At 61.2% G+C, this 10,689-nt stretch carries 9 protein-coding genes and 3 pseudogenes; 5 read left to right on the top strand and 7 right to left on the bottom strand.

The window, feature by feature from the left end; all coding sequences use genetic code 11:
• The 7 genes and pseudogenes from OUZ52_RS12145 to OUZ52_RS12115 all read right to left on the bottom strand — a co-directional run.
• Window positions 1–566, bottom strand: a pseudogene (locus OUZ52_RS12145) (aspartate aminotransferase family protein); the annotation flags it as partial.
• A gap of 167 nt (window positions 567–733) precedes the next feature.
• Window positions 734–1,981: a cysteine desulfurase gene (locus OUZ52_RS12140; protein WP_266158662.1), complete on the bottom strand. Its 1,248-nt coding sequence runs from the start codon at window positions 1,979–1,981 to the stop codon at window positions 734–736.
• Window positions 1,982–2,101: 120 nt separating this feature from the next.
• Window positions 2,102–3,409: a Fe-S cluster assembly protein SufD gene (gene sufD / locus OUZ52_RS12135; protein ID WP_266158661.1), complete on the bottom strand. Its 1,308-nt coding sequence runs from the start codon at window positions 3,407–3,409 to the stop codon at window positions 2,102–2,104.
• Window positions 3,406–4,176, bottom strand: a complete 771-nt coding sequence (gene sufC / locus OUZ52_RS12130) for a Fe-S cluster assembly ATPase SufC (protein WP_266158660.1) — start codon at window positions 4,174–4,176, stop codon at window positions 3,406–3,408. The genes sufD and sufC overlap by 4 nt, the downstream gene beginning before the upstream one ends.
• Window positions 4,177–4,194: 18 nt before the next feature.
• Window positions 4,195–4,833, bottom strand: a complete 639-nt coding sequence (locus OUZ52_RS12125; protein WP_266158659.1) for a class I SAM-dependent methyltransferase — start codon at window positions 4,831–4,833, stop codon at window positions 4,195–4,197.
• Window positions 4,830–6,317 (bottom strand): Fe-S cluster assembly protein SufB, encoded by a 1,488-nt coding sequence (sufB, locus tag OUZ52_RS12120; protein WP_266158658.1) that lies wholly within the window; start codon window positions 6,315–6,317, stop codon window positions 4,830–4,832. Before sufB ends, OUZ52_RS12125 begins: the two co-directional genes overlap by 4 nt.
• A complete protein-coding gene (locus tag OUZ52_RS12115; RefSeq protein ID WP_266158657.1) occupies window positions 6,314–6,787 on the bottom strand; it encodes an SUF system Fe-S cluster assembly regulator in 474 nt (157 codons plus the stop codon). Before OUZ52_RS12115 ends, sufB begins: the two co-directional genes overlap by 4 nt.
• A gap of 231 nt (window positions 6,788–7,018) precedes the next feature.
• On the opposite strand from OUZ52_RS12115, the gene OUZ52_RS12110 reads away from it, so the two are divergent.
• The 5 genes and pseudogenes from OUZ52_RS12110 to OUZ52_RS12090 all read left to right on the top strand — a co-directional run bounded on the left by OUZ52_RS12110 (window position 7,019) and on the right by OUZ52_RS12090 (window position 10,494).
• Entirely contained in the window at window positions 7,019–7,357 is a 339-nt protein-coding gene (locus tag OUZ52_RS12110) for a P-II family nitrogen regulator (protein WP_266158656.1), read from the top strand.
• A 72-nt stretch (window positions 7,358–7,429) separates the two neighbouring features.
• A pseudogene (locus OUZ52_RS12105) lies at window positions 7,430–7,519 on the top strand (P-II family nitrogen regulator); the annotation flags it as partial.
• Window positions 7,503–7,799 (top strand): annotated as a pseudogene (locus OUZ52_RS22865) (hypothetical protein); the annotation flags it as partial. The pseudogenes OUZ52_RS12105 and OUZ52_RS22865, both read left to right, overlap by 17 nt.
• Before the next feature lie 115 nt (window positions 7,800–7,914).
• A complete protein-coding gene (locus tag OUZ52_RS12095; RefSeq protein WP_266158655.1) occupies window positions 7,915–8,772 on the top strand; it encodes an ammonium transporter in 858 nt (285 codons plus the stop codon).
• A 96-nt stretch (window positions 8,773–8,868) separates the two neighbouring features.
• Window positions 8,869–10,494, top strand: coding sequence for an NAD(P)/FAD-dependent oxidoreductase (locus tag OUZ52_RS12090; RefSeq protein ID WP_266158654.1), 1,626 nt, complete (start codon window positions 8,869–8,871; stop codon window positions 10,492–10,494).
• Window positions 10,495–10,689: the final 195 nt, after the last annotated feature.

Here is a 10,689-nt window from a genome sequence, read left to right as displayed (position 1 = left end):
ACCGTGCTGGAATGCGCACTGCCGGCAAACACCGGAATCGGCGGCAGGCCCATTACGCCATCGGCGGCGATATCGCGCCCGTACGCATGCCCCACCCACTGCCGCGCCAGCGCCATGCCGACATAGTTGGCCATGGTGGCGCCAGTCACGCAGACCCCGGTCCACTCCGCGGGCCAACCCAGCAGCTGGCCAAGCAGATCGACCGCTTGCTGCTCGATCGCCGCGGCACAGGTATCGCCATTGCGCTGAGTGTTCTGGTCGTAGGTGCTTACCAGCCAGTCGGCCGCCAGTGCGGCGGGTGTGGCGCCGCCCGTGACAAAACCGAAATAGCGCGGCCCCGGGCTGCCTGACAGCAAGCCCTCATAGTCATGCTGGAAACGCTGCAAGACGGCCTGCGCACCCAAGCCTTGCTCCGGCAACTCCGCTGCGCCGGCCAGCCCTGCGGCCGGCAACGTGGCGGCCGCCGCGCGTTGCGGCAGGTTTCGCAAATAGGAGCTGGCCATGGCATGGGCCTGATCCAGGATGGCATCGAACGAAGACAGGTCACGATCAAGCCAGGGCTGCATAAATGCCTTTGAGAGCAAACGTTGAGCTGGGAAGAACGTGGCGACATCCATAGTCGGCATGCCGCCTGAGTCCCGTAAGTAACAAGCAACATCAATGCATCGCGTCATCGGGTCGGGATTCGCCTGCGCCTCCCAACCTGCCGTTGCGTGAGAAAGACTCGCGCGTCTTACAGCAGCAGCTTGCGCACCTTGAGCAACGCCTTGATGAAAGCGTCGATTTCCTCGCGCGTGTTGTAGAACGCGAGCGACGCACGCAATGTAGCCGGCACGCCATAAAACTGCATCAAGGGATGGGCGCAATGGTGACCTGACCGCACGGCCACGCCTTCCAGATCCAGCAAGGTGGCCAGGTCGGTCGCCTGCGCGCCTTCCAGCAGGAAGGAAATCACCGGCTCTTTCTCGGCCGCCTCGCCGATAAGGCGCAAACCGGGAATATCGCGCAGGCGCTCGGTGGCATACGCCAGCAACTGTTGCTCCCAGGCGTGAATCGCCTCGAAGCCCACCGATTGGTAGTAATCGATCGCCGCACCCAGGCCGACGAAACCGGCGATGTTCGGCGTGCCCGCCTCGAATTTGTGCGGAGCCTCGGCGAAGGTGGTGCCGTCAAAGCGCACTTCGCGAATCATCTCGCCACCGCCGAAGAAGGGTGGCATCGCCTGCAAATGCTCACGCCGCGCCCACAACGCACCGGTGCCGGTGGGGCCAAGTATTTTGTGGCCGGTCATCGCGTAGAAGTCACAACCCAGCGCCTGCACATCCACCGGGCGATGCGGCACCGCTTGCGAACCATCAACTAGCAACGGAATGCCGCGCTTGCGGCATTCGCGCGCGAGCTCACGCACCGGGTTGACCGTGCCCAAGACATTGGAGACATGGGTGACGCAGGCCAGCTTTACTTCCGGCGTCAGCATCTCGATGAACTTCTCGACGATCAGCTCGCCACGCTCGTTGATGGGTGCCGCCTTGACGGTAGCCCCGGCACGCTGCGCCACCAACTGCCACGGCACGATATTGGCGTGATGCTCCATCACCGTGGTGAGAATGGCGTCGCCCGGCTGCAATCGCGGCAAGGCATAGCTATACGCCACCAGGTTGATTGCTTGCGTGGTGCCCGACGTCAGTACCAGTTCGTTGCGCGAGGTCGCGTTGATGAAACGCGCTAACTTATCCCGCGCGCCCTCATACGCCGCCGTCGCCTCTTCACCTAATTGGTGAACCGCGCGCGACACATTCGCATTGTGCTGGCGGTAATGCTCGCTGACCGCCTCGATCACGCTGGCCGGCTTCTGGCTGGTGTTGGCATTGTCCAGATAGACCAGCGGCTTGCCATGCACCGTGCGCGCAAGCAGCGGAAAGTCCGCGCGTATGCGCTGCACGTCGAAGACAGTAGGGAGGTGGTCAGCTTGTGCATTCATGGTGATGCTCCGTTCATGGGCCCCCTTCTCCGCATAGAGGGAAGGGCCGGGGAGAAATGCCGCCTTACGAGCCGTGCTCACATCGACCTAAGATGCTCTTGCCGGCAAGAGCATCCACGATCATGGCAAGTGGGCGATCAATGCCGTGGACACATGCTCGCGCAGCGCCTCGCCCGGCAAAGACTCAAATACCGATCGACAGAACGCGGCGGTAAGTATGCCGCGCGCCTCGGCCAGCGGAATGCCGCGCGAACGCAAGTAGAACATCGCGCGTTCGTCGAGCTGGCCGATGGTGGCGCCATGCGCCGCTTTCACTTCATCGGCATAGATTTCAAGCTCAGGCTTGGTATCGATCTCGGCCTGCGCCGAAAGCAGCAGATTCTTGTTACTGAGGTTGGCATCGCTGCCATCCGCACCCTCAGCCACCACGATCGCACCGCGAAACACCCCGCGTGCGCGTTGATCGGCCACACCGCGCCAGATCGATTCAGAGGCCGTATTGCGCGCCTGATGGCGAATCGCCAACTGCGTATCGACATGCTGGCGACCGCGCAGCACAAACACGCCGCGGGTATCCAGCCGCGCTTGGTCACCGATCAGTTCCGCCTGCAGATCATGGCGCACTAAGGCGCCGCCAAGCTCCAGCACATGCAAGCTCGCCTGCGCACGGGCACTCAACTGCAGACTGCCGCGACGGATCAACGTGCTGGCTTCGGCAGCGTTCTGCAACACGCTGTGCTGTAAGCGTGCGTCGTCACGCAACACGATATCGGTCACCACCGTGCCCAGATGCGATGGCTCGCCGCTGGCCACATGCTGCTCGACCAGATTCAGCTCGGCACCTTCGCCCAGCTCGATGACATTGCGCACGTGCCAGCTGAGATCGGCCTCCGCCGCCGCGCCCACAAAAATCATGGATATCGGCGGGGTAATCTTTGTACCCGCGGCGACTTGCAATACCACGCCATCGGCGGCCAACGCGGCATTGAGCCGTGCAAATGCATCGCCAGCCTCGCGGTAAGGCCGCGTCAGCGCGAAACGCAAGGATTCGGCATCGCGCTCCAGCGCCTGCGATAGGGGCTGCAAACTCAAACCCGCCGGCAAGCTATCGATGCGTGATAAATCCGCGCGAAACGCACCATTGACGAAAACCAGCTGTAAGCCATCGACGCCCGGCAGCACCAGCGAGGCCGGATCGACCGGGCGCATGGCCGCCTGCGCATCGCCAACCAGAAAACGGCGCTGACCCAGCGCGCGCAAGGCGGTGTACTTCCACGCCTCCATCCGGGTGTCGGGCAAGCCGGCCGCAACAAAAGCAGCGAGATGCTCGCGGCGTGATGCGTCCAGCCAGGCAAGGCCCTTCCCTGTCGCCGGCAGCTCAGCCGTCAACAGCGATTCGACAAACGGCGTCTGCGCCGGCTGACTCATGTACGCGCTCCGGCCAGGGCGGGATCGTGCTCGGCGACCCAGGCATAACCATGCTCTTCAAGTTTGTGCGCCAGGGTCTTGTCGCCGCTTTCGACAATGCGGCCATCGGCCAGCACATGCACGAAATCCGGCTCGATATAGTCGAGCAGGCGCTGGTAATGAGTAATTACCAGAAAGGAGCGATCCGCCGAACGCAAGGCATTCACACCTTGAGCGACTTGTTTCAACGCATCGATGTCGAGACCGGAATCGGTTTCGTCGAGGATGGCCAGCGTGGGCTCCAACACCGCCATCTGGAAAATTTCGTTGCGCTTCTTCTCGCCACCCGAAAAGCCTTCGTTGACGGCGCGATGCAGCAACTCGTCGGAGATCTGCATCACTTTCAGCTTCTCGCGCACCAGCTTGAGAAACTGCATCGAATCCAGCTCGACCTCACCGCGCTGCTTGCGCTGTGCATTTAACGCAGCGCGCAGAAAGTAGGTGTTGTTCACGCCAGGAATTTCAACCGGGTACTGAAACGCCAAAAACACCCCGGCGGCGGCACGCTCTTCCGGTTCCAAGGCCAGCAGATCGCGGCCCTGGAACATCACCGAACCCTCAGTAACCTCGTAACCGTCACGGCCCGAAAGCACATTGCCCAAGGTCGACTTGCCCGCTCCGTTCGGCCCCATGATGGCGTGTACCTCGCCTGGGTTCACCGTCAACGAGAGACCCTTGAGAATATCCTTGCCCTCGACACGGGCATGCAGGTTTTCGATCTTCAACATAATTCGTACTCGATGAATTCAGGCGCTCGTACCGTCATCACGACGGCGCAATACGACATAGGTGAATGCTTGCTCATTGCCCGCGGGCGTACGGTGCACGTCGCGGCTACTGCTGATTTTTTCGAAGGCAGGCGCGAACATCGCCGCCAGAGTTTCCACGTCATAGCGCGCGACAGCCAGACCGCTGCATTGAGTGGGGCCGTCCTCGGCAAACGTACCGATGACGATGTAGCCACCAGCCCGCACCGCCCGGGTCGCCGCAGCCACATAAGCTGCCTGCGCCACAGGCGCCGTCAAGAAATGAAACACCGCGCGGTCGTGCCACAACACGTAATGTGCCGCCTGCAACTCCACCGCGGTGACGTCACCGACCAGCCACTGCACGGCCGAAGCTTGGGTGCCCAGACGCTGCCTTGATTCGGTCAACGCAGCGTCTGACAGATCGAGCACGCTGACCTCACCGAAGCCACGCGCCAGCAAGTCGTCGACCAAGGTCGCACGGCCTCCGCCCACATCCAGCAAAGCGGACGAAAGCGGCAAGTGCAAACCATCGATCAAACGCAGCGACTCATCGAGATGCGGTCGAAACCAACTGGTTTGCGCCTCGCCTTTCTCGCTATACACCGCGTTCCAATGGGATGGATCTGACACGCTCATCCCACGGCGCCTTCCAGCGATACCTCAAGAAGTTTTTTCGCCTCTACCGCGAACTCCATCGGCAATTCGCGGAAAACCTGTTTGCAGAAGCCATCGACAATCATCGACACGGCATCTTCTTCGCCGATGCCGCGCGAGCGGCAATAAAACATCTGGTCGTCGGAAATCTTTGAAGTGGTAGCCTCATGCTCGACGATGGCACTGGGGTTTTTCACTTCCATATAAGGGAAGGTATGCGCACCGCAGCGCTTGCCGATCAGCAAGCTGTCGCATTGCGTGTGATTGCGCGCGCCCTCGGCACCCTTCTCGATCTTCACCAGGCCCCGATAGCTATTGGAGCTGCGCCCGGCGCTAATGCCCTTGGAGACGATCTTCGACTTGGTGCCTTTGCCGATATGAATCATCTTGGTGCCGGTGTCGGCCTGCTGGCGATGGTGCGTGAGCGCTACCGAATAAAACTCGCCGACCGAACGATCGCCGCGCAGTACGCAGCTGGGGTATTTCCAGGTAATCGCTGAACCGGTTTCTACCTGGGTCCAGGAAATTTTCGAATCGTTGCCGCGGCAGTCGCCGCGCTTGGTCACAAAGTTGTAGATACCGCCCACGCCGTTTTCATCGCCGGGGTACCAGTTTTGCACCGTGGAATATTTGATCTGTGCGCGCTCAAGTGCCACCAGCTCGACCACCGCCGCATGCAACTGGTTTTCATCGCGCATCGGCGCGGTGCAGCCCTCGAGATAAGACACGTAGGCGTCGTCTTCGCAGACGATGAGCGTGCGCTCGAACTGCCCGGTATTGATCGCGTTGATACGGAAATACGTGCTCAACTCCATCGGGCAGCGCACGCCCTTGGGAATAAATACAAACGAGCCGTCAGAGAACACCGCCGAATTAAGCGCCGCGAAATAGTTATCGCCCGTGGGCACTACGCTGCCCAGGTATTGCTGCACCAGCTCGCCATGTTCGCGGATGGCTTCGCTCATCGAGCAGAAAATTACCCCGGCCTCGGCCAGCTCTTTACGGAACGTGGTGCCTACGGATACCGAATCGAACACGGCATCGACCGCAACGCCGGCCAACTTGGCCCGCTCGTGCAACGGCACGCCGAGCTTTTCATAGGTCTCCAACAACTTCGGATCGACCTCGGCCAGCGACTTCGGCCCCGCCTTGGGGGCGGCGTAATAGCTGATCGACTGATAATCGATCGCGGTGAGCTTGAGCTTGGCCCAATCCGGCGTGGGCATGGTCAGCCAATGACGATAGGCCTTGAGCCGCCATTCGGTCATCCACTCCGGCTCCTGCTTGAGGGCAGAGAGCTGGCGCACGATATCTTCGCTCAGGCCCGGTGGCAGGCTGGTCATCTCGATATCGGTGACGAAGCCGGCTTCGTAGCGGCGGCCTAGCGCCTCGGCAACTTCCGCGTTGTCACGCAGCACAGTGGCCGAGTTGTCGCTGCGTTCGCTGATCACAGTCGGACGGGTCATGAGGTGGTTCTGCCTTTCAATTCGCTAATACCAACGGTGTGAGTGCCGCTGGCGCTGTGGCCCGTGTGTTGCGGCTTGAGCATGTCGGTGAGGCTGACCGCGCGCAGGGCGCCATCGACCACACTGCTGACCTGCTGCCAACTACCGCGCACGCTGCATTGCGATTCACGATCGCACTGCCCTTCGGCGATGCTGCATTCGGTCATGCCGATCGGCCCTTCCAATGCTTCGATGATTTGCGCCAGCGAGATCTCGCTCGCCGGCCGCGCCAGGCGGTAGCCGCCATTGACGCCACGGAACGACTCGACCAGACCGGCATGCCCCAGCGACTTAAGCAATTTGCTTACCGTCGGCAACTCCAACCGCGCCTCATCGGCGATTTGCGCCGTGCTGAGCACGTCGTCGGGATGCCCGGCGATGCAGGTCATCACCACAGTGGCGTAATCGGTTAGGCGGCTAACGCGGAGCATGGCTGCCGGGGTCATCTTGAATCGGGACCAAAATGGTACTGATTTGACTATAGGCGGTCAATGCATGGCTTTGCACCAAGCTGAAGCAAGATGCCTGCGAAATGATCCGTTTCCGCGCAAACCAGTCTACGCACATGAAATAACTCATTGAAAAACAGAGCAACATACTTGATTACCCCAGTGGCACGCATCGTGCTGCACTGCGATAGACCCAGACCGCAGGAATACGAGATGAAGTGGATTACCGCCATCATCAAACCCTTCACGCTGGACGATGTACGCCAGGCACTGACCGAAGTAGGTGTCGCCGGCATGACGGTGACCGAGGTCAAAGGCTTCGGACGCCAGCATGGGCACACCGAGCTGTATCGCGGGGCCGAGTATGTGGTGGATTTCCTGCCCAAGCTGAAAGTCGAGATCGCCGTCAGCGACGAGCAGCTGGAGCACGCCATCGAGGCGATCAGCAGTGCGGCCCGCACCGGCAAGATCGGCGATGGCAAGATCTTTGTCAGCGAACTGGAACAAGCGATCCGTATCCGCACGTCGGAGGTCGATGCCGATGCGCTGTGAAATGAGCCGGGGAATAGGGAACGGGGAACGGGGAACGGGGAACGGGCTGGCTCGGCAAGACCGTAATGGCCCGGCAAGATCGGCGATGGCAAGATCTTTGTCAGCGAACTGGAACAATCGATCCGTATCCGCACGTCGGAGGTCGATGCCGATGCGCTGTGAAATGAGCCGGGGAATAGGGAACGGGGAACGGGGAACGGGCTGGCTCGGCAAGACCGTAATGGCTCTGCTCGTCATGGGTATGGCTTCGCCGGCATGTGCACAGGCCGCGACGCCACCACCGGTGCTTAATAGTGGCGATACCGCGTGGATGATGACGGCCACCATGCTGGTGTTGATGATGACGATACCGGGGGTCGCCTTGTTTTATGGCGGCATGGTGCGGGCAAAAAACCTGCTGTCGGTATTGATGCAATGCTTTGCCATCACTGCGCTGGTTAGCGTGCTGTGGGTGTTTTACGGCTACTCGCTCGCCTTCAGCACCGAGGGCATGAAGGCTGGCGCGTTTAATATGCACGCCATCATCGGTGGGCTCGATCGCGCATTTCTCGCCGGGCATGAAGTTCAGCGCCCTGCTCTGGTTCAGCGGCCTGTGGCTGACCATCGTCTATTTGCCGATGGCGCATATGGTCTGGGGCGGCCCCGGCTCGCTGCTTGGCGACCTGGGCGTGCTGGATTTTGCCGGCGGTACCGTCGTGCATATCAATGCGGGTATCGCTGGCCTGGTCGCCTGCCTGGTGATCGGCAAGCGGCGCGGCTACCCCACGCAACCGATGCCACCACACAATCTCGGCTACACCGTCATCGGCGCAAGCCTGTTATGGCTGGGCTGGTTCGGCTTCAACGCCGGCTCGGCAGCTGCCGCCAATGGCAGTGCCGGCATGGCGATGCTGGTCACCCAGATCGCCACCGCTGCCGCCGCCATCGGCTGGATGGCCGCCGAATGGCTGGTGCATGGCCGCCCCAGCGTCCTTGGCATCGTCTCTGGCGCCGTCGCCGGCCTGGTCGCAGTGACGCCGGCCGCGGGTACCGCCGGGCCGGGCGGTGCCCTGGTGCTTGGGCTGCTCGCCGGCATCGTATGTTTTTTCAGCGCAACCAAGCTCAAGCACAAGTTCGGCTATGACGACTCGCTGGATGTCTTCGGCGTGCACGCCGTGGCCGGCATCATCGGCGGCCTGATCACCGGCCCGCTGGCCTCGGCCAAGCTGGGCGGCTTTGGCAACGTCACCTCGCTGGGCGCACAGCTGTGGATCCAGACCAAGGGGGTGGGCTTCACCATCGTCTGGAGCGCGGTGTTGAGCCTGATCATTCTCAAACTGCTGGACTGGACCATCGGCCTGCGGGTAGACGAAGAACAGGAGCAAATTGGCCTGGATCTGGCCCTGCATGAGGAAAAGGCCTACAACCTTTCGTAAGTCCGCGGCAGCCCGCTCTACAATACGCGTACTACATCCAAGCAAAGTCGCCGTCATTGGCGACTTTGCTTTTCTGGAAAGAAAGACTGGAACCCCATGTTGCGAATCACCGAACTGCGCCTGCCACTGGATCACACCCCGGAGGATCTCGCCGCCGCTGCGCTGCATAAATTGCGTATTCCGGCCAGCGACCTGCTCTCGCATACGGTGTTCAAACGCAGCTACGATGCCCGCAAGAGCAAGCTGATGCTGCTCATCTACACCCTCGATCTCGAGGTCAAGAACGAAGCCGCATTGCTGAAAAAATTCGCCGACGATCACCATGTGATGGTCACGCCGGATACCAGCTATCACTTTGTCGGCCAGGCACCCGCCAACCTCGCCCACCGGCCTATCGTGATCGGCTTTGGCCCCTGCGGCATTTTCGCCGCGCTGATCCTCGCGCAAATGGGCTTCAAGCCCATCGTGCTGGAGCGCGGCAAAGAAGTGCGTGAACGCACCAAGGACACCTGGGGCCTGTGGCGCAAAAACATTCTCAACCCGGAATCGAATGTGCAATTCGGCGAAGGCGGTGCGGGCACCTTTTCCGACGGAAAGCTTTACAGCCAGATCAAAGACCCCAAACACCTCGGCCGCAAAGTGCTGGCCGAGTTCGTCAAAGCCGGTGCGCCCGAAGAAATTCTTTATGTCAGCAAACCGCATATCGGCACCTTCCGCCTGGTGACGATGGTGGAAAACATGCGCGCCGAGATCGAGTCACTGGGCGGCGAAATACGTTTTCAGCAACGCGTCACCGACCTCTTGCTTGAAGACGCCGCCGACAACCAAAAACAAGTTCGCGGCGTGCGGCTTGCCAATGGCGACGAACTGCGCAGCGATCACATCGTGCTGGCCGTGGGCCACAGCGCGCGCGACACCTTCGAGATGCTTTACGAACGCGGCGTTTTCGTCGAAGCCAAGCCTTTCTCGATCGGCTTCCGTATCGAGCATCCGCAATCGCTGATCGATCAGGCGCGGCTGGGCAAATATGCGGGCCATCCCCTGCTCGGTGCGGCCGACTACAAGCTAGTCCACCACGCCAGCAATGGCCGCGCGGTTTACAGCTTCTGCATGTGTCCGGGCGGTACGGTAGTGGCAGCCACCTCGGAAGAAAACCGCGTCGTCACCAACGGCATGAGCCAGTACTCACGTAATGAGCGCAATGCCAATGCAGGCATCGTCGTCGGCATTACACCCACCGACTACCCCGGCGGCCCCTTGGCCGGCATCGCCTTCCAGCGCGCACTGGAATCCAAAGCCTTCGAACTGGGTGGCGGCAATTACGAAGCACCCGGCCAGTTAGTCGGCGACTTCATCGCCGGCAAACCCTCGACCCGGCTCGGCGCCATCGAACCATCCTACAAACCCGGCCTCAAGCTAGGCGATCTCTCCCCCAGCCTGCCCGACTACGCCATCGCCGCTATCCGCGAAGCACTCCCCGCCTTCGACAAACAGATCAAAGGCTTCGCCATGCACGACGCCGTACTGACCGGCGTGGAAACCCGCACTTCGTCACCACTTCGCATCACCCGCGGCAACGACTGCCAAAGCCTCAACGTGCGTGGCCTCTTCCCCGCCGGCGAAGGCGCCGGCTACGCTGGCGGCATTCTTTCGGCCGGCGTCGACGGCATCAAAGTAGCCGAGGCATTAGCGCAGCAAGTGCTTGCCCCGCAGCATCGGTAGCGATATGCGCCTGCCCTAGATCAGGGCAGGCTGCCGGCTGCTGACGATACCGCCGATCACCTCGGCCAGCATAAAGGCTGCGGGTCAAGCCCAAGGCGATTCACAAAATATGTTCGCGCTGACCCTCGGCGCCACGATTGTGCGAATGGCTCATCAGGTCTCTGCGGTGGCGGACGGCCAGCCGTCCGCCACCCG

This window comes from Dyella silvatica (genome assembly GCF_026283955.1).
In the GTDB taxonomy this organism is placed as follows: Bacteria; Pseudomonadota; Gammaproteobacteria; order Xanthomonadales; family Rhodanobacteraceae; genus Dyella_C; species Dyella_C silvatica.
This window is presented reverse-complemented; position numbering and strand designations above follow the sequence as displayed.